The following is a 20,128-nucleotide window of genomic DNA, read 5'->3' as shown; positions in this document are numbered from 1 at the left end:
TCCAGTTAATGACATGCAAGCACCCAGTTTTGCCCTATTTTTGCCTTACTGAAAAGGTACACCAATGTTACAGCCGGATTTTACACCCGACAATTCAGCCATTGCCAATCAGCACTCCCAGAAATTGGCACATGCTCGTCAACGTCTGCTTTCGCTGTTTATTGACGATAAATTATTTGTTGAGAGATTACTGGCTCAGGCAGACGATTTTTCCAGCATCAGTGATGAACAGTTACTTGAGAAAATTGGAGAAACCAAGAGGTTACTGTTCAGTCTGCATGCTGCTGATATTGCCGATATTCTGGAAGCATTGCCTTATGATGAACGCCTCGCTTTATGGCGGTTGATAGACAATAACCAGCGCGGTGAGGTCTTGGTGGAAGCCTCTATCCCTGTCTGGGATAACTTGATCAAAGATATGTCAGATGTTGAGCTATTGCGCGCTATCGGCACACTACATGTAGATGAGCAAGCTTATATCGTAGAGCATCTTCCCCGTGAAACCACGCGCCGATTGCTCACTTATCTGGAACCAAGCCAACGCAATCGCATTCGCGAAGTGTTGCAGTACCACAAAGACAGCATCGGCCAGATGATGGATTTTGAGTTTGTGACCGTACGGGGCAATGTAACACTGCATGCAGTACAGCGCTTTTTACGCTCCCGCGGTTCTATTCCACAAACGACAGATAAAATCTTTGTTATCGACCGCAAAAATCGCCTTCAGGGAGAGCTTCTCCTCACCACATTGTTGACTAACGCGCAGGATAAACTGGTTGCCGAAGTCATGAATACAGACACGGTGACTTTCTCACCTGAGCAGAAAGGCGAAGATGCCGCGAGCGCATTCGAACGTTACGACTTAATTTCCGCAGCCGTGGTAGACAATAACGGCCGTTTGATGGGGCGTCTGACCGTTGAAGATATCGTTGATACATTAAACGAAGAGACAGATACCAATATCCGCCGCATGGGTGGTCTGAGCCGGGAAGAGGATGTTTTCGCGCCAGTCGGCCAGGCGGTGAAAACCCGCTGGACATGGTTAGCCATCAATCTATGTACGGCTTTTGTGGCATCAAGGGTGATTGGCCTGTTTGAGCATACCATTTCACAACTGGTTGCCCTCGCAACGTTAATGCCTATCGTAGCAGGCATCGGAGGCAATACCGGGAACCAAACCATCACCATGATTGTGCGTGCTCTGGCGCTCCATCAAATCCAACGGGGCAGCTTTTCTTACCTGCTATTTAGAGAATTTGGGGTAGCCTTGATAAACGGCATTATCTGGGGCGGGATTATGGGAATTGTCACATATTTGCTCTATAGCGACCTTGCGATGGGGGTTGTGATGACGATGGCGATGATATTGAATCTCTTGATGGCGGCACTGATGGGCGTACTGATCCCCTTTATTATGATGAAATTGGGAAGAGACCCTGCAATCGGCTCCAGTGTGATGATTACCGCCATTACGGATACTGGTGGGTTCTTTATCTTTTTGGGACTGGCAACATTATTTTTGGTATGAATGTGTTTTTAGTGTGAATTTATCTCAATGGATTGCCAAATGCCGCACCATAGTAAAAGAACGTATTTTCACATCTCGAATCTTCCCAGCTAAAAACTAAAGGCTGGCTCCCGGTGAGAGGCTTAAGCCTCTCACTTATCTCAAAAACTTAATCTCAACAGCATCGTCTCAATAATACGATGTTAAAAAATAGCCACAAATATAGAGTGAGAAAACTAATCTAAATCCCATCAAACGATTTAAATATCTCTGTTTAAAAATAAAAAGTATGGCTCTTATTAAAAATATTCGGTAAAAAGATTCATTTATTCCCTCGCATTAATATTAAAATTTTTGTTAGTTAATGTCTTTTTTAGATTAAAAATCGAACAAGTCACATTACCCATAAAAGTTACAACTCATTAAAAATAAAAACAATAAAAATAAAAAATATCATCCAAAGAGAATAGTCACATCCTAATTCTATCCAGAAAAAATCATCAGTTTCTTCTATTATCACAAAAAAATATAAAAAATATTTTTATATTTCTTTAAATATTCTTACTCTTCGAAATAAATAGAAGTATTTAATCCAGATAACAATCCAAATATGAATTAGGAGCGTTTTGTGAGAAAAATCCCATTTCTATTGTTGGTTTCTTTTTTGCTGCTGTTTACTACTCCCCTTCAGGCAAAAGAAATAAAAGTAACCATTGCCTGGCAATCCATCGCCGATCCAGCAAAAGTCGCCCAATTTAATCGTTCTTTTGAAAAAGAGGTGAAGGCCAATGTTCAATGGCGTAAATTTGACAGTGGCGCGTCCATTTTAAGGGCGATGGCTTCCGGTGATGTACAAATTGGTTACATTGGCAGCAGTCCGTTGGCGATAGCAGCAAGCCGCCAATTACCTATCAAGGCGTTTCTGATTAATTCCCAGATTGGTCAATCCGAATCCCTTGTCGTGAGACCTCAAATACGCCAGCCAGAGCAACTGAAAGGAAAACGCATTGCTGTGCCTTTTATTTCCACCGCACACTACAGCCTTTTTTCCGCTTTAAAACACTGGGGAATAGCGCCGGAAGAGGTGAAGATAGTGAACATGCAACCTCCTGCTATCGTAGCGGCCTGGAAAAGAGGAGATATCGACGGTGCTTACGTTTGGTCTCCATCCTTAAACGAAATCACGGCCACTGGACATGTATTGACCGATTCAAACCAAGTCAGCCAATGGGGAAATATGACTCTGAATGTCTGGGTTGTCCGCAATGATTTTGCCAAAAAGCATCCAAAATTAGTCACAGAATTTACCCGGGCCATACAAAATGAGAATAATCGCTACCTCAGCAATCCCCGGCAATGGCTGGCCGTTCACGAAAATATTGCGGCCATTGCCTCATTCAGCGGATTACCGGTAGAACAAGTGGCACATTGGGTTGAAGCCAACCATTATTTCGGAATTCAAGAACAACAAACATTGTTGCAGCAAAAAATACCCGAAGTGATTAAAAAAACCACTCAGTTTTTAACGCAACAAGGAAAATCGTCAAACACAAAAGATGATTATCACGAATACGTGACTGATGCCTTTATTCATCAAGCCTATCCGGTTAAACAATAAAAGGGGTGCCCGATATGCTCTCCATTAACCACCTCAGTATGAAATATCAGGATAGATTGGTATTGAACAATATCAATTTTGATATTGAGCCTGAAAAATTCGTTGTGATCCAAGGGCCATCTGGTTGCGGAAAAACCACTTTACTCAATCTGATCGCGGGTTTTCTGCAACCTTTTTCCGGACAAATTCTATTGGATGATGTCCCCCTGAGCGGGCCGGGCCATGATCGCGGTGTTATATTCCAAGGCGATGGCTTAATGCCGTGGCTGAATGTGATTGATAACGTAGCACTCGGCTTAAAATTCATCGGCATCACCAAGCAAGAACGGCTGGATATTGCCCGTGATCTGCTTATGCAAGTCGGGCTGGCCGAATATGAAACCGCCCAGATCTGGCAGCTTTCCGGTGGGCAGCGTCAACGCGTGGGCATCGCCCGGGCATTGGCTATTAATCCGCAGATATTACTGCTGGATGAGCCTTTTGGTGCCTTGGATATCTATATCCGGGTGCAAATGCAAGAATTGCTGCTGAAATTATGGCACAGCACGGGTAAACAGTGCTTGCTTATCACACATGATATCGAAGAAGCGATATTTATGGCTGAAGAACTCTATTTGCTATCCTCTTCGCCGGGCCAAATTGTTGAACGACTGACACTGGATTTTGGCCGTCGCTTTATACAGGGAGAAAGCAGCCGTCATATAAAATCTGATCCACAATTTATTGCATGTCGTGAATATGTTCAGGATAAGATTTTCAATGAATTGGGGGGAAAACAATGAGTTCTCAACAAGAAAATACCTTGCCGGCATTGAATATCCGTCGTCATTACCAGCGTTTGGTCAGATGGTTATTTGCTTCATACCTTGGGTTGCGGATCATTTCTGTCCTCGCTTTGTTGTTAATCTGGTGGTTTATCACAGAAAAAGATTGGATTGACCCTGTCATACTCCCCTCCCCCAAACAGGTTATTGCCCAGCTGATCAACGCCGCTAGTGATCCCGGTTTTATGGGTGTTACTCTCTGGGAACATCTTTGGGCCAGCTTGAGTCGAATACTACTGGCCTTGCTGTCTGCGGTAATTATCGGCATCCCTGTCGGCATAGCAATGGGCATCAGTAAAAAGATGCAGGCTATTCTAGATCCCTGGATTGAATTTTATCGTCCTGTTCCTCCCCTTGCTTACTTACCTTTGATTGTAATTTGGTTTGGAATTGGGGAGTTTTCAAAAATATTATTGATTTGGGCATCAATGCTGCCTCCGGTCATCCTTTCAACTGTTGCCGGTGTACAAAATGCGGACGTTACCCGAATCAGAGCCGCAAGATCGCTGGGGGCAAACCGTCGCCAACTCCTGATCAATATTATATTGCCCAATGCATTACCTGAAATTTTGATAGGATTGCGAATTGGGCTGGGTGTGGGTTGGTCTACTTTGGTCGCGGCTGAGTTAATTGCAGCAACGCAGGGGCTGGGCTTTATGGTGCAATCCGCTGGTGAATTTCTGTCAACCGATATGGTAATTGCCGGGATCTGTGTGATAGCGCTTATTGCATGTACGCTTGAATTAGGGCTGCGGACATTGCAAAAACGTTTGGTTCCTTGGTACGGGGCGAAACAGTAAGCCCGAAACCTGCCGCTACAATGGCACATGATTTGGTACGGTTATAGCTTGATTCAATAAAAAAACGCCGATATTCAAATCGGCGTTTTTCCAATAATTAATATACTCTATCGTCCCAAATACTATATCCAGAAGTTCCCGCCATATGATGGTGGCAAATAATGTCTTTATACTTAATAGAGACCGTTTCTTCTGGTTGCGCTTCAGAGTGATTGGCGCTGTGTGGATAATTCGGTGATAGCTCAATAATTGTCGCATCACGGCATTCGATAGAATAATATAATTCCTGCGCTCCTGATTGTGCCGTGCGATAAAAATCAAATTTCAGATTCAGTGATTCATTATCCGAAATTGCCATCATTAATAATGGTGACGATTTATCTTGCGGCTTTACAAATACAATTGGGCTATGGTTAACATTTTGTTCTCTACGAATAGAATGATGGAGATTCAATACAAATATTTCATCTTCATGGCCAACCTGATATTTATTACCGATGGATTCAACAGAAGAACAACCTTGTGAAATCAACCCCTGCTTGTCTCCTTTCAACGTTAAATAAATAATATTTGCCATAGTAACTCCCTGTTATGGTTAGTGGTTTAGCTTCATTAAGTGGGGGTAAAACGGTGCTAATATATCCCTAAATACGGTCACTTGGGTAGATAAAAAGTGATGGGCTTTGTTCTAAGTTAAATTTAGACTTCTTGCTTACCCGCAGCATTTACTGGAATTGAGATAAATATATTCTTTTTATTCTATTTTTATATTTATATTATTTTAATCTCCTTTAAATCCTTAATTACAAAACCGCTTTCAGATTATTCCAATATTTAAGAATGACAGAATTAATGGCGGCTTAAAGCCGCCGTCTTATTTTAACCAACGCGTTTAATCTCACCCACCAGAAAAATATAGGAGATTGCCCCAATTAACGCAACAACCGAGATATAAACCAATGCGGGCGCAAAGCCATAGTGCTGTGCTAAATATCCCACCACCAACGGAACTGTGATCCCGCCCAATCCGCCAATAAAATTAAATATCCCTCCCGTAAGACCAATTAAATGAGCGGGAGCCAAAGAAGAAATAAGTGACCAAGTGATGTTAGACAGACCATTGCCAAAAAAAGACAATGCCATTAAAAACGTGATCAACATGGGTTCATTTGTATAATTCGCGCCAACAATACATGTTGAAATCAGCAGGCCGCAAATAATGGGGGTTTTACGCGCAAAACTCAATGAATAGCCTCTCTTGACCAGCTTATCAGCAATCCAGCCGGATAGAACGACTCCCACAAATGCCGCCAAAAAAGGAACCGTCGTCATAAAACCGACGTTAAGTGCTGTGATCCCTTTTTCTTGGGTTAAATAGTTTGGAAACCACGTTAAGAAAAACCACAATGTTGAACCCAGAGCAAATTGGCCCAGATAAACACCCAGCAATTTACGATTAAACATTAGCTTCCAATCTTTTTTCGTCAACGGTAATCTTCTTTTCTCTGTTCGCCTATTGCTCCCCTTTAATCTCCTACTCTTACAGATGTAATCACGCTCTTGCTGGTTGAACCCTTTGCTTTTATTCGGAGACTGATACACCTTAACCCAGATAAACGCCCAGATAATCCCAATACCACCGGTTATAATAAATATCCAACGCCAATTCAGGATTTCCTGAACCCAGACGAGTAACGGAGTCAGAAAAGCCAATCCGACATACTGACCGGAAGTATAAAAAGCTATCGCTGAAGCGCGTTCTTGTTCAGGAAACCAACTCGTTACAATACGGTTATTAGCCGGAAATGTCGGTGCTTCAAAAATGCCGGTCATGGCCCGCAAACCAATCAATGATAATAGTCCTGTAGCAACACCTTGCAAAAGGGTTGCCGCAGACCAGCCTAAGATTGCGATAAAATAAATCAGCTTAGTGCCAACTCTATCTACAAACCAGCCACCGGGAATTTGGCAAAGTGCATAGAGCCAAGAAAAAGAGGAAAAAACGTATCCCATCTGCGTTTTATTGATACCGAATTCTTGCTGAATATGTTCGGATGCAACGGCGAGGTTTGCTCTGTCAACATAGCAGATCACTACCGTTACGAAGAGGCTCATTAAAATCAGGTAACGGCGGTGAGTTAATTTTGTCGCCGAATTCGAAATACCCATACAATCATCTCCAAACCTTCACTTCCCAATCTGGGAATGATGGGACCTCACACGCCCAAAGCTATATAAAACAATTCCAGTGCTGTAATCAGCCAAATCAGTGGATTACCACTCGGCTACAGAGCCATCGGCATGGCGCCACAAAGGATTACGCCAGTCAGCAACATTTTGGCTGCGGAAAATAACTTGTTCCTCATCGATTTCAATACCCAGTCCCGGTTTTGTCAGAGGGTAGAAATGGCCTCCTGCCATATTAAAATCATTTTTATTCCTGACAAAATCCAAGAGTTCCGCGCCTTGGTTATAATGAATCCCCATGCTCTGTTCCTGAAAAATCGCATTGCGGGAAACAAAATCGATATGAAGGCAAGCGGCGAGTGCAATCGGGCCAAGTGGGCAATGTGGTGCCAGCGCGATATCATAGGCTTCAGCCATTGCAGCAATCTTGTAGCATTCCGTAATACCACCGGCATGGGAGAGATCAGGTTGCAAAATGGACACGCCCCCGTTTTCCAGAACCCGCTTGAATTCAAAACGGGAAAACATGCGTTCCCCTGCTGCAATCGGAATATGTGTTTGAGCAGCAAGGCGAGGATAATATTCTGCCTGTTCTGCCAAAACAGGTTCTTCAATAAAAAGTGGACGATAAGGTTCCAGCTCATGGATTAACACCTTCGCCATCGGCGCACTGACCCGCCCGTGGAAATCCAGCCCGAACTCAATCTGATAACCAAACGTTTCCCGAATTTGCGCAACAACGCTGACAGCAGTATCCACTTTCCGCGTGGTATCTATAATTTCCAACTCCCCGCAACCATTTAGCTTGAAAGTATCAAAGCCTATTGTGCGCAGGTTTTCTATACCCGCAATGACTTCCGCCGGACGATCTCCCCCTATCCAACTGTACGCTTTGATTTTGTCCCTCACCAAGCCCCCAAGCAGTTGCCAAACTGGTGCCTTTAAAACTTTGCCTTTGATATCCCAGAGAGCCTGATCGATTCCGGCAATCGCACTCATCAAAACAGGCCCGCCCCGATAAAAACTGCTTCGGTACATTACTTGCCACAAATCGTTGATTCTGGCCGGATCCTGACCAATAAGATATTCCCCCAATTCATGAACGGCCATTTCAACTGTGCGCGTCCGCCCTTCAACAGTGGGTTCTCCCCAACCAACAACCCCATCGTCTGTTTCCATTTTCAAAAACATCCACCGCGGAGGTAAGCGATACGTTGTAAGTTTAGTAATTTTCATTGCCTTACCTCTTATTGAGTTAAGTGGGATTTCAACGGAATCAAACCTAGCTTCAAGCAAGACATCAATATGAAGAAAGATTTCTGTAGACGTGATACTGCGCAAAATGGCAATAAAGGGAAGATTAGTTTGCCAGTTCATATGCAATATTCCTTATGCCTGCGAGAAATGCCACATCCCCCTCAATTAACTGGGTTGGTAATTGGAAATAGTTAAATGCAGCCTGATAACGGGCTGCCAGATTAGGCTCCGCCACGATAGTGATAGGTTGTGCTTGAGAAGATAGATTTGTGCCACAAGCAAGCTGTTTCGTCATGGTTGCCACTTCATTACCAATCAGCAATCCGGACAAAAATTCACTGATAAACTCAGCAGGCAATGCTTTTAAAACATGAGCAGCCCGAACTTCAAACAGTTGTGGCAACAAAGCAGGATATTCAATACCGCGCAATAACCCTGAATTAAATGTACCGACATCGGATTGTTGTGCGGGCAAACCTATCCCGACAAGAGAGTGCTGCAATAAAAGATGATGCAATTCTCCGGTCATCACAGTACGAAAATCCAGAATATTTGAGCGGTCTGCCGTTACCCATTTGCAATGAGTGCCCGGCATGACATACAAGGAAGATTGGGCAAGGTAAAAAGCACCGAGAAGTTGTGTTTCTTCCCCTCTCATCACGTTGAGGTTGTCTTCATGTTCAACGCTCAAGCCGGGGATAATCCAGACCTGTGCAGCCACTGGCATTAATTGCCGGCCTATTGCACCAAAAGCTACAGGACACGGCAAATAAGGTGCGATTTTCCATCCCGCATTGCTGCCTATCATGCCAGCCATAATGACCGGCGTGTCAGAGTCATCTCGCCAGCCTGCTGTGATTTCAGCTAACACCGCCCTTGGTGAAACACCTTTCAGCTTTGTAACACCAGCCTCTGATTGGCGGCTTTCCAAACAGACATCATCATCGAAAAGCCAGCAACGCAGATTTGTGGAGCCCCAATCTATAGCAATGTAGCGGAATGTCATATTCATGCTCCCTTATTTATAGGTGCTTGAAATATAGGTTAATGCCAGTAGCAAGATGTAAAGAACAAAGATGTCAGCAATAAGGTATTGGAGAAAATGGTTTTATGGTGAAAATAAAGAAACAGAATGAAGTAAAAAAGAATGAATTGGATAACAAAGTGGAATCACTCTATCCTGATTTAGCGCAATTGAACCACAATATGGATCACAAAAAACACAATCCTCGGCTTTTGACAGCCCAAGCATAATTAATAGCGCATGTTGATTGAATTTCCAGCATTGCCAATCGTGATTAGCCCTCCGGGAATGACAACTGAAAAGAAGAAGCGGCAAAACTCTTAACATAATTTTTCATGAAATATTGGATTATTCATCACAAAATCTAAATGGAATCACTTTCCAAAACATTATCTTTTTGACATAAGCTCCATATTTTCTTCATCATTGGCTAATTTTGACTGTATACACTAATAATAAATGCTGTATCTACTTATTTGGTATTAGATGTGGCATGACTGCCTATTATCACAACATTTCGTCACAATATTGAGAGAATGTCGAGCTAATGAATAACAAAAGCCGTTCCTACTTTTTCCGACTCGCTGCGGTGCTGGCCGTGATCGTTGCTGCGATTTTCTTTGCTTGGAAACACTTCGGTGCACCATCAGATAAGGCCCAGACCCCTGGGGCAAAGCAAAGCGCAGGCAATCCAGCTACCCCTCCTGTGCAGGTAGCAACGGCTGAAATAAAATCTGTCCCACACTATTTAAGTGGTCTGGGGACAGTTCAAGCAACAAATATCGCAAACATCACCAGCCTCGTAGAAGGCCAATTGGTAGCTCTGCATTTCAATGAAGGTCAATATGTCAAAAAAGGGGATTTGCTGGCGGAAATTGATCCCCGCTCTTTCCAGATTAAATTGGCAAAAGCACAGGGGCAATATGCCAAAGATCTGGCAACATTGACCTATGCCAAACAAAATTTAAGTCGCGTTCAGCAATTGGTAAAAAATAAATTGGTCAAGCAGCAAGATCTGGATAAGCAGATTTCATTGGTTCGCGAGAGCGAAGCCAGCCTGAAAGCCGATCAAGCAGATATTGACGATGCGAAACTGAAATTGGCCTATAGCCGTGTTACTGCGCCAATTTCCGGCCGAGCCGGGTTAAAGAAGATTGATGTCGGCAACTATGTCTCTGCCGGGGGTGGAACGCCAATTGTAGTGATTACACAAGTTGATCCCATTGATGTGCTGTTTTCCCTGCCAGAAAATGATATCAGGGCAGTGCTGAACGCCCAGAAAAATAACAAAGACGTCAACGTCAGTGCATGGGATCGCAATAATCAGCAACAACTGGCACAAGGCAAACTGCTCAGCATTGATAATCAGATTGATGTTACGACAGGCACAATCAAAATGAAGGCCCAATTCAATAATCAAGACAATGCACTTTTTCCCAATCAGTTCGTCAATGTTCAGATTAAAGTCAATACATTGCAGAATGCTGTCGTGATCCCGAAAGCGGGGTTGCAAATGGGGAATAGCGGTAATTTTGTCTGGAAAGTCGATAAAGATAATAAGGTCAGCAAAAATAAAGTTATTGTGGGGCTGCAAAATAGCCAGCTTGCTGTCATCAACAGCGGTGTTTCAGCCGGTGAACGCGTTGTCACCGACGGCATCGACCAACTGACTGAAGGCACCAAGGTCGAAATCGTTAAACCTTTGTCAATTGCCTCACTTGATGCTGACAGTAACAAGAAGAGCTTGGATCAATCAGGCAGCCAGTCAAACAATGGCGTGGAGAATCCGTAATGCAATCTGATTCGCCAATAACAGGCGGAGGGCCATCCCGCCTGTTTATACTGCGCCCCGTTGCCACGACGCTGTTTATGTTTGCTATCTTGCTGGCAGGGATCATCGGTTATCGAATGTTGCCCGTTTCTGCCTTGCCTCAAGTGGATTACCCTACAATTCAAGTCGTTACTCTGTATCCCGGAGCCAGCCCAGATGTGATGGCATCTGCCGTGACAGCACCATTGGAGCGCCGATTCGGAAAAATGTCCGGCTTGAAACAAATGTCATCCAGAAGTTCCGGCGGCGCTTCGGTCATTACTCTGGTTTTCCAACTTTCACTGCCGCTTGATATAGCAGAGCAAGATGTGCAGGCTGCGATAAATGCTGCTGACAACCTTTTACCGGGAGATTTACCCTATCCGCCGATTTACAGCAAGGTCAATCCGGCTGATCCGCCGATTTTAACGCTGGCGGTCACTTCCGACGCCCAAACCATGACTCAAGTGCAGGATATGGTGGAAACCCGCGTGGCCCAACGTATCTCTCAGGTCAGTGGTGTTGGTTTGGCGACACTGGCTGGCGGGCAACGCCCTGCTGTGCGTGTGAAATTGAACGCACAAGCCATCGCCGCCCAAGGATTGGATAGTGATGTGATCCGCGATGTCATCGCTAGAGCCAATGTCAATTCACCAAAAGGCAGTTTTGATGGGCCGACACGCTCAATCACCATTTCATCCAACGACCAGATGAAATCCATTGATGATTATCGCAAACTCATCGTGGCCTACAAAAATGGCGCCCCGGTTCGCTTACGTGATGTAGCTACCATTGAGCAAGGGGCGGAAAATAACAAGCTGGGGGCATGGGCCAATGAAAAACCCGCCATCGTCATCAATGTCCAACGTCAACCCGGTGCGAATGTTATCGAAACAACAGACAATATTCGCGCCATGCTGCCAGAATTGATTGGCAGCCTGCCTAAATCCGTCAAAGTCGATGTTTTGACCGACAGAACCGAGACTATTCGTAGCTCGGTCAAGGATGTTCAATTTGAACTACTGCTGGCTATTGCACTGGTTGTTATGGTTATTTACCTGTTTTTGCGCAATACCACCGCAACCCTGATCCCAAGTATTGCCGTCCCTCTTTCTCTGGTGGGTACATTCGCCGTGATGTATTTCTGCGGTTTTTCCGTCAATAACCTCACGTTAATGGCATTGACCATCGCAACCGGCTTTGTCGTGGATGATGCCATTGTCGTTATCGAGAATATTTCCCGTTATATCGAACGAGGAGAAAAACCGCTGGCAGCCGCATTGAAAGGTGCCGGGGAAATCGGCTTTACCATTATTTCCCTGACCTTCTCATTGATTGCCGTTTTGATCCCATTGCTGTTCATGGGCGATATTGTCGGCCGTCTCTTCCGCGAATTTGCCATTACTCTCGCCGTCGCCATTTTAATTTCCGCTGTCGTGTCATTGACACTAACGCCAATGATGTGCGCACGAATGCTTAAATCAGAAGCAGATATCAAACATAACCGCTTCGAACAGGCCTGCGAACGTTTTTTTGAACGCATGATTGCGATATATGCGGTCTTTCTGAAACGGGTATTGAACCACCCTTGGCTGACATTAGGTGTTGCATTCGGAACAATGGTTCTGACCGCCCTACTCTATATCATGATCCCGAAAGGCTTTTTCCCTTTGCAAGACAATGGATTGATTCAGGGCACACTTGAAGCGCCGCAATCCATTTCATTCCACGCTATGGCAGATAAACAACAGCAGGTTACCGCGCTATTGCTGAAAGATCCTGCTGTGGAAAATATTACAACCTTTGTAGGTGTTGACGGCCATAACCCAACATTAAACAACGCGCGCGTGCAAATTACACTGAAACCCCTCAATCAACGAGCCCAACGCATAGATGAAGTTATCCCACGCTTGCAGGCCAGCATTGCTGGTGTACCTGACGTCAAACTGTATCTGCAACCGACCCAAGACTTGACGATTGATACACAAGTCTCCCGCACGCAGTACCAATTTACATTGCAGGCCACATCCCTTGATGAACTCAGCACCTGGGTGCCTAAATTGCAGCATGCCCTGAAACAACGCCCAGAATTGGCTGATATCGGCAACGATTGGCAAAATCAGGGGCTGGTAGCATATCTCAATGTCAATCGAGATATGGCCAGCCGTTTGGGGATTACAATGTTCGCCGTGGATAATGCCTTGTATGACGCATTCGGCCAGCGTCTGATTTCAACCATTTACACTCAATCAAATCAGTACCGAGTGATCCTTGAACAAGATACAGAGAATTCATCAGGCTTGGATGCCCTCAACAATCTTTATCTGAGGGGCAAAGATGGCAAAATGGTGCCGCTTAATGCAATTGCGACCGTTGAACAACGGCTGGGTAATCTGTCCATTAATAACCTGCAACAGTTTCCTTCGGCCACTTTCTCATTCAATGTTGCAAAACATTCGTCCCTTGAACAGGCAGTCAATGCCGTTAAAGAAACTGAGCGGGCGATCCAGATGCCAAAAGACATTATCACTCAGTTCCAAGGGGCAACCTTAGCGTTCCAGGATGCGCTCAGCAATACACTCTGGCTGATCTTGGCCGCAGTTGTCGCTATGTATATTGTGCTCGGTATCCTGTATGAAAGTTTTATTCATCCCGTCACCATCTTGTCCACGTTGCCTACTGCGGGTGTTGGAGCATTGCTGGCATTAATGATAGGCAATTATGAATTGGATATTATTGCCATCATTGGGATCATTCTCCTGATAGGCATTGTGAAGAAAAATGCCATCATGATGATCGATTTTGCGCTGGCGGCAGAGCGCGAAAAAGGCATGTCACCCTATGATGCCATTTATCAAGCCTGTCTGTTACGTTTCAGGCCCATATTGATGACAACCATGGCAGCACTCTTGGGCGCACTGCCACTGATGCTAAGTACCGGCATTGGTGCAGAACTGCGGCGACCATTGGGAGTCAGCATGGTGGGCGGGCTGATCATGAGCCAAATTCTGACCTTGTTCACGACGCCGGTTATCTATCTACTGTTTGATAGGTTAGCGCATTATTACAAAAAAGGCCGTCAACAGAATGACAAGAATGAGCAGCTTGATAAAACCTCTGTAAATCATCAGGAGCCGCTGTGAAATTTTTTGCACTTTTTATCCGGCGGCCGGTTGCCACAACATTATTGAGTCTTGCCATCACGCTGTGTGGTGCACTCAGTTTTACTCTGCTGCCCGTGTCGCCACTGCCAAACGTGGATTATCCCGTTATCACCGTCCAAGCTTCCATGCCCGGCGCATCACCAGAAACCATAGCATCTTCCGTCACCACACCTTTAGAACGGGCGTTAGGCAAAATTGCGGGCGTGAAAGAGATGTTTTCCACAAGCTCCCTAGGCTCCTCATTTATTTATCTGGAATTTGACCTCAACCGGGATATCAATGGAGCAGCGCGGGATGTTCAGGCGGCCATCAATGCTGCCCAAAGCTTGTTGCCTTCCGGCATGCCAAGCAAGCCGACATATCATAAAGCGAATATGTCAGCTGCCCCCATCATGATTTTGACCTTAACGTCCAATAGTTATAGTGAAGGGCAACTTTATGATCTCGCATCCACCAAACTGGCTCAAAAACTTTCTCAGGTAGAAGGTGTCAGTACCGCCAGCGTTAGCGGGAGTTCGTTACCGGCGGTACGCGTTGAGCTGAATCCCAATGCCCTCTTCAACCAAGGCGTTTCTCTCAATGATGTCGGCAATGCCATCAGCAGAGCGAATGTCCGGAGCCCGACGGGTTACTTGGATTCCGATAAACAAAGCTGGCAACTGCACACCAATGATGAATTGAAAACCGCAGACAGCTACCGCTCTGTTATTGTGCACTACAATAACGGTGCCCCCGTCCGTTTGCAGGACGTCGCTGAAGTTAAACATTCTGTCGAAGATACCCGGGCCGCAGCCATGTCCGGCAATAAATCGGCAATCGTTATCATTATTCGCCGTGAAACAAGTGCGAATATCATTGCAACGGTTCAACGCATTCGTGATCAACTCCCAGCCTTGCAAGATTCACTACCAGCCGGTATTCATCTGAACATTTCCCAAGATCGCTCTCCGGCTATTCGTGCTTCCCTGCAAGAAGTGGAGCGTGCTCTCGCGATTGCTGTTGCTTTGGTCATTCTGGTTGTGTTTCTGTTCTTGCGCTCAGGCCGGGCAACTCTCATTCCGGCAATCGCAGTGCCTGTCTCTCTTATTGGCACCTTTACCGCGATGTACTTATGTGGCTTCAGCTTAAATAACCTTTCCCTGATGGCCTTGACTATTGCCACAGGGTTTGTTGTCGATGATGCCATCGTTGTGCTGGAAAATATTTCCCGTCATATCGATGCTGGCCTGAAACCCATGCAAGCTGCTCTCAAAGGGGTGCGGGAAGTTGGGTTCACGGTACTTGCCATGAGCCTGTCCCTTGTCGCCGTTTTTATCCCACTCGCCTTGATTGATGAATTCCTCGGTCGACTGTTCCGGGATTTTGCCGTCACCCTCGCCACGGCCATCGGTATTTCGCTATTTGTTTCCTTGACGCTGACCCCGATGATGTGTGGGCATTTGCTTAAATCATCACCAGAAAAGACGCAGAGACAAATTCGAGGATTCGGTAAGGTATTGTTGAAAATTCAGCAAGGCTATGGGCGTTCATTGAAATGGATACTCAACCATACCCGCTGGGTACTGTTAACTTTGGTTGGCATTGTTGCCCTGAATATCTGGCTTTATATCAGTATTCCCAAGGCCTTTTTCCCTCAACAAGATACGGGGAAAATGCTGGGCTTTATTGCCGCTGACCAAAGTATCTCATTTCAGTCGATGCGGGAAAAATTGAAAAGCTTTATGCAAATCGTTGATGCTGATCCGACGGTAGATAATGTTGTGGGGTTTACCGGCGGTGGCAGTACCAGTACCAACACGGGTCTTATGTTTGTTTCCCTAAAACCGCTGGATGAGCGTAATGAAAGTATCCAGCAAGTCATCACACGTTTAAGAGGCAAACTAAACAATGAAGCCGGTGCACGTCTGTATTTATTTCCGGTTCAAGATCTCAGCTCTGGCGGTGGGGGAGGATCAAGATCGGCATACCAGTTCGATCTGCTGTCCGATGATGCCGGTGAATTACGCAAATGGAGCCCGATAATCAAGAAAGCCTTGGCAAAACTGCCAATACTGGTGGATGTTAATTCTAAAGATGCTGAAGACGCTCAAGGCACCGAAATAGCAATTACCTATGATCGCGATGTTATGGCGCGCCTGGGAATCAGCGTTTCTGACGCGAATAGTTTACTGAACAATGCCTTTGGGCAACAGCCAATTTCGACCATTTACCAACCATTGAATCAGTACAAAGTGGTCATGGAAGTTGCCCCGCAATATAACCAAGATCCGACTGCATTGGAGAAAATGTTTGTTATCAACGCGCAAGGCAAACGCATTCCACTATCCTATTTTGCGCAGTGGTATCCCGCCAGTGCGCCGCTGGACGTTTCTCATCAAGGGCTTTCAGCATCTTCCGAAATTGCTTTTGACGTTGCACCGGGCTATACGCTGTCCCAAGCAATCAGCGCGATAGAACGAACCATGACAGAGCTGGGTGTCCCCTCTTCAGTTCGCAGCTCTTTCGCAGGCACTGCGCAAGATTTCAAAAATAGCGAAAACACACAATTGATGGTTATCCTCGCCGCTATTGTCACTGTTTATCTGGTTTTGGGCATACTGTATGAAAGTTATATTCATCCGTTGACTATCCTCTCTACCCTGCCGTCTGCAGGTATAGGGGCATTACTGGCATTAGAATTATTCAATACGCCATTTAGCCTGATCGCTATGATAGGAATTATGCTGCTGGTGGGAATCGTCAAGAAAAACGCCATTATCATGGTGGATTTCGCCCTTGAAGCCCAGCGCAACGGTAAGCTCAGCGCCCGAGATGCCATATTCCGGGCCAGTTTATTGCGATTCCGCCCCATCATGATGACAACACTTTCAGCCATATTCGGTGCTTTACCTTTGGTATTGAGCAATGGCGATGGCGCTGAATTGCGTTTCCCTTTGGGGATTACCATTGTTGGCGGGTTGGTAATGAGCCAGCTTCTCACACTGTATACAACGCCCGTAGTGTATATCTCTTTTGATAGATTACGGGAAAAGTGGAACCACTGGCGGGCAGCACGGGCACAAGCCAAGGCAGCTAAATTGTCATGAAATTCATGATAAAAACAGGCATCAGCAGTAAATTGTTTCTGGCAATTTTTGCGACTTGCATGCTGGTTCTGATAACGATGCACTGGGGGGTGAACCTCAGTTTTCAGCATGGTTTTATCGGCTATATCAAACAAAATAGCCAGATGCGTGCAAGTATGCTGGCAGAAGCCTTGGAAGAACAATACCAGCAGAACGGTAATTGGAATTTTTTGACGGCAAATGATCGGATGATTTTCCAAATCATCCGTACCATTGAACAAAATAATGACAGCCATCAGGGGCCACCGCCCCGCGGCTGGCGCACTCAATTTTGGGTTGTCGACGCTCAAATGAAGCGTTTGGTAGGCCATCCCGGGGATATGCCCTCAGAGAGTTACCGCAAGCCAGTCAGCTACCGAGGAAATACCGTTGGTTGGGTCATTGTCAGTGCCTCAGATAAAATGACCAGTCAGGCAGATATCAGTTTTGCCCATCAACAACAATTTACCAGTTGGGTAATCGCCGGGCTTTCAACCTTGCTGGCATTAATTGCCACCTTTCTCCTTTCCCGTGGGCTGCTGCGCCCCGTTAAACGGTTAGTAGAAGGGACTCATAAACTCGCTGCGGGTGATTTTAGTGTGCGAGTCGTTCCATCCAGCAAGGATGAAATAGGGAAATTGGCGACGGATTTTAACCAACTGGCCAGTACGCTGGAAAAAAATGAACAAATGCGCCGTGATTACATGGCGGATATTTCCCATGAATTACGAACCCCGCTTTCGGTATTGCGCGGTGAGTTAGAAGCTTTGCAAGATGGTGTACGCAAGCCTTCACCGGAAACTATTCATTCCCTGCTGGCCGAAGTCACAACCCTGACAAAACTGGTCAGTGATCTGCATTTATTGTCCCTTTCCGATCGAGGCTCTCTGACTTACAGAAAAGAGCCGGTTAATGCCAGCCAGTTGCTGCAAATTTCCGTGGCACATTACCACAACCGTTTTACTGATAAGCACATCACGTTGAAATTAGACTTAAAAGAAGACGGGATACTATTTGCAGATCCAGACAGGCTGATACAGTTATTTCAAAATTTACTGGAAAATAGCCTGCGCTATACCGATGAATACGGAAAAGTGATTATCCAATGCTATTCAACACCGCAGAAATGGGTATTGAGTTTACAAGATAGCGCCCCCGGCCCAACCACTGAACAATGCCAGCACGTTTTTGAACGTTTTTACCGTTGTGAGTCCTCACGCAACCGCACAAGCGGAGGTTCGGGGTTAGGGCTGGCTATTTGCTATAACATTGTCGAAGCGCATAATGGCACTATCCGGGCAGAAAGATCACCTTTAGGCGGTATTCAAATTCACGTAGAATTACCGTTGATGAAATCTTCTAGAATAGAAGCACAATGAGCACATATTTTACACAATACACAGTCTTAATTGTTGAAGATGAACCAAAGTTAGGGCAGCTACTGGTTGATTATCTGCAATCAGCAGATTATCAGGCTCAATGGTTGAAACGCGGTGATGAAGTTATTGCTCATGTCCAAAAACACCAGCCTCATATTATTTTGCTTGATCTGATGCTGCCCGGCCTTGATGGATTATCGATCTGCCGGGAAATCCGCAAGTTTTCAGATATTCCCATTATCATGATGACGGCCAAGACAGAAGAAATTGATCGATTACTTGGGTTGGAAATCGGTGCGGATGATTATATTTGCAAACCTTATAGCCCACGGGAAATAGTGGCCAGAGTAAAAACAATCCTGCGCCGCTGCTATCGCCCCAAAGATATTATCAGTGAGCAAGGCGCACTGAGCATTGATGAAAATCACTTTCAGGCGCGTTATCTTGAACACGTACTTGAGCTGACGCCCGTTGAATTTCGCCTGTTGAAAATTATGGCCAGTCAGCCGGGACGCGTCTTCACCCGTGATCAATTGTTGAATAATCTTTATAACGATCACCGTATTGTTAATGATCGCACTATCGATAGCCATATTAAAAATTTACGCAGAAAATTAGAACAATTAGATGAAGATAAATCATTTATACGTTCGATTTATGGATTGGGTTACCGTTGGGAAGCTGAAATCTGCCGTTTGATATAATATCGTCCCCCTTTTGGGCCTGAAAAATGCGATTTTACCGTGCACCGGGTAAATTTCATTGTTTTCATCCTGCATTGTACAAAATTCAAGCTAAACTTAAGCTGGTAATTACCCAATCAGGAGATTTTCTTATGGCTACAGGGCATTATGATCTTAAGAAAGCAAAGAACGGGCAATTTTATTTTCATCTGGTGGCAGCAAATGGTGACATTATTCTCAACAGCGAAATGTATACAACCAAAGCTGCGGCCAATAAAGGCATCCATTCAGTTCAGGTCAACGCCCCTGACAAAAAACGTCATGAGGTGAGAAAAAATAAGGCAGGTAAGTCTTATTTCGTCCTGAAAGCCCGCAATCATCAGATTATTGGCGTCAGTGAATTCTACGCTAATGAAGAGAGCCTGAAAAAATGCATGCAATCTGTGATAAAAATTGGGCCAACGGAAAAAATTCATGATCTGACCAAAAATAGCTAATCCCACGCGCCGCATCGACGGCGCTTTCTTTTTCAGTCACAGAATTAATCACAGTCCACATCTATCTGAATCTTCAATCTTTTCCATTTCATGGCACGGCACGCAACGCTCCGGAACAGGGGAAGAAATAATAATTTAAATAGAAACCGGCTTAATCATTCGACCAATAATATCCATTTGTGCTAATGGTGGAATAAGCGCTAAAATCCTCTCCTTTGCCTTACCCTTATTCTTAGTAATGATTTAGCAATGATAATGATGAAAGGTTAAGGGC

Annotated in this window: 15 protein-coding genes; 11 read left to right on the top strand and 4 right to left on the bottom strand. The window is 45.1% G+C overall.

Features of this window, described 5'->3' with window-relative positions:
- The first annotated feature begins 64 nt into the window (after positions 1-64).
- From mgtE to tauC, 4 genes are all read left to right on the top strand, one after another.
- Complete coding sequence (gene mgtE, locus FE392_RS09780; protein WP_319930036.1) at positions 65-1,528, top strand: magnesium transporter; 1,464 nt, start codon at positions 65-67, stop codon at positions 1,526-1,528.
- A 607-nt stretch (positions 1,529-2,135) separates the two neighbouring features.
- Positions 2,136-3,125, top strand: a complete 990-nt coding sequence (gene tauA, locus FE392_RS09775; protein ID WP_319930035.1) for a taurine ABC transporter substrate-binding protein — start codon at positions 2,136-2,138, stop codon at positions 3,123-3,125.
- 14 nt (positions 3,126-3,139) lie between these two features.
- Positions 3,140-3,907, top strand: a complete 768-nt coding sequence (tauB, locus tag FE392_RS09770) for a taurine ABC transporter ATP-binding subunit (RefSeq protein ID WP_319930034.1) — start codon at positions 3,140-3,142, stop codon at positions 3,905-3,907.
- On the top strand, positions 3,904-4,749 hold the full coding sequence (tauC, locus tag FE392_RS09765) for a taurine ABC transporter permease TauC (RefSeq protein ID WP_319930033.1): 846 nt from the start codon (positions 3,904-3,906) through the stop codon (positions 4,747-4,749). The genes tauB and tauC overlap by 4 nt, the downstream gene beginning before the upstream one ends.
- Before the next feature lie 97 nt (positions 4,750-4,846).
- Here the strand turns inward: tauC and FE392_RS09760 are convergent, their stop codons facing one another.
- From FE392_RS09760 to FE392_RS09745, 4 genes are all read right to left on the bottom strand, one after another.
- Positions 4,847-5,326 (bottom strand): Hcp family type VI secretion system effector, encoded by a 480-nt coding sequence (locus FE392_RS09760; protein WP_319930032.1) that lies wholly within the window; start codon positions 5,324-5,326, stop codon positions 4,847-4,849.
- Positions 5,327-5,628: 302 nt separating this feature from the next.
- Entirely contained in the window at positions 5,629-6,918 is a 1,290-nt protein-coding gene (locus tag FE392_RS09755) for an MFS transporter (protein ID WP_319930031.1), read from the bottom strand.
- 105 nt (positions 6,919-7,023) lie between these two features.
- On the bottom strand, positions 7,024-8,172 hold the full coding sequence (gene dgoD, locus FE392_RS09750; RefSeq protein ID WP_319930057.1) for a galactonate dehydratase: 1,149 nt from the start codon (positions 8,170-8,172) through the stop codon (positions 7,024-7,026).
- Positions 8,173-8,296: 124 nt separating this feature from the next.
- On the bottom strand, positions 8,297-9,199 hold the full coding sequence (locus FE392_RS09745; RefSeq protein ID WP_319930030.1) for a 2-dehydro-3-deoxygalactonokinase: 903 nt from the start codon (positions 9,197-9,199) through the stop codon (positions 8,297-8,299).
- 104 nt (positions 9,200-9,303) lie between these two features.
- Here FE392_RS09745 and FE392_RS09740 point away from each other — a divergent pair, with 104 nt between their 5' ends.
- From FE392_RS09740 to FE392_RS09710, 7 genes are all read left to right on the top strand, one after another.
- A complete protein-coding gene (locus FE392_RS09740; protein ID WP_319930029.1) occupies positions 9,304-9,447 on the top strand; it encodes a hypothetical protein in 144 nt (47 codons plus the stop codon).
- Between the two features lie 317 nt (positions 9,448-9,764).
- Positions 9,765-11,009 carry an MdtA/MuxA family multidrug efflux RND transporter periplasmic adaptor subunit gene (locus FE392_RS09735; protein WP_319930028.1) on the top strand — a complete coding sequence of 415 codons (1,245 nt, stop codon included), beginning with the start codon at positions 9,765-9,767 and terminating at the stop codon, positions 11,007-11,009.
- Positions 11,009-14,170, top strand: a complete 3,162-nt coding sequence (locus tag FE392_RS09730) for an MdtB/MuxB family multidrug efflux RND transporter permease subunit (RefSeq protein WP_319930027.1) — start codon at positions 11,009-11,011, stop codon at positions 14,168-14,170. The genes FE392_RS09735 and FE392_RS09730 overlap by 1 nt, the downstream gene beginning before the upstream one ends.
- Positions 14,167-17,277: a multidrug efflux RND transporter permease subunit MdtC gene (mdtC, locus tag FE392_RS09725; RefSeq protein ID WP_319930026.1), complete on the top strand. Its 3,111-nt coding sequence runs from the start codon at positions 14,167-14,169 to the stop codon at positions 17,275-17,277. Before FE392_RS09730 ends, mdtC begins: the two co-directional genes overlap by 4 nt.
- A gap of 8 nt (positions 17,278-17,285) precedes the next feature.
- Entirely contained in the window at positions 17,286-18,674 is a 1,389-nt protein-coding gene (gene baeS / locus FE392_RS09720; protein ID WP_319930056.1) for an envelope stress sensor histidine kinase BaeS, read from the top strand.
- Positions 18,671-19,378, top strand: a complete 708-nt coding sequence (gene baeR, locus FE392_RS09715) for an envelope stress response regulator BaeR (protein WP_319930024.1) — start codon at positions 18,671-18,673, stop codon at positions 19,376-19,378. Before baeS ends, baeR begins: the two co-directional genes overlap by 4 nt.
- Positions 19,379-19,509: 131 nt before the next feature.
- Positions 19,510-19,854, top strand: a complete 345-nt coding sequence (locus tag FE392_RS09710; RefSeq protein ID WP_319930023.1) for a YegP family protein — start codon at positions 19,510-19,512, stop codon at positions 19,852-19,854.
- Positions 19,855-20,128: the final 274 nt, after the last annotated feature.

This window comes from Xenorhabdus santafensis, from assembly GCF_033949405.1.
Lineage (GTDB): Bacteria > Pseudomonadota > Gammaproteobacteria > Enterobacterales > Enterobacteriaceae > Xenorhabdus > Xenorhabdus santafensis.
The sequence above is the reverse complement of the archived record's forward strand: the minus strand, read 5'-3'. Positions and strand labels throughout refer to the sequence as shown.

Bases quoted from the DNA above. Each gene is read 5' to 3' on its own strand.
- FE392_RS09755 (WP_319930031.1), bottom strand. From the start codon at position 6,918: ATGGGTATTTCGAATTCGGCGACAAAATTAACTCACCGCCGTTACCTG.
- FE392_RS09710 (WP_319930023.1), top strand. From the start codon at position 19,510: ATGGCTACAGGGCATTATGATCTTAAGAAAGCAAAGAACGGGCAATTT.
- tauB (WP_319930034.1), top strand. From the start codon at position 3,140: ATGCTCTCCATTAACCACCTCAGTATGAAATATCAGGATAGATTGGTA.
- FE392_RS09760 (WP_319930032.1), bottom strand. From the start codon at position 5,326: ATGGCAAATATTATTTATTTAACGTTGAAAGGAGACAAGCAGGGGTTG.
- FE392_RS09745 (WP_319930030.1), bottom strand. From the start codon at position 9,199: ATGACATTCCGCTACATTGCTATAGATTGGGGCTCCACAAATCTGCGT.
- mgtE (WP_319930036.1), top strand. From the start codon at position 65: ATGTTACAGCCGGATTTTACACCCGACAATTCAGCCATTGCCAATCAG.
- tauC (WP_319930033.1), top strand. From the start codon at position 3,904: ATGAGTTCTCAACAAGAAAATACCTTGCCGGCATTGAATATCCGTCGT.
- FE392_RS09740 (WP_319930029.1), top strand. From the start codon at position 9,304: ATGGTGAAAATAAAGAAACAGAATGAAGTAAAAAAGAATGAATTGGAT.
- dgoD (WP_319930057.1), bottom strand. From the start codon at position 8,172: ATGAAAATTACTAAACTTACAACGTATCGCTTACCTCCGCGGTGGATG.
- baeR (WP_319930024.1), top strand. From the start codon at position 18,671: ATGAGCACATATTTTACACAATACACAGTCTTAATTGTTGAAGATGAA.
- FE392_RS09730 (WP_319930027.1), top strand. From the start codon at position 11,009: ATGCAATCTGATTCGCCAATAACAGGCGGAGGGCCATCCCGCCTGTTT.
- FE392_RS09735 (WP_319930028.1), top strand. From the start codon at position 9,765: ATGAATAACAAAAGCCGTTCCTACTTTTTCCGACTCGCTGCGGTGCTG.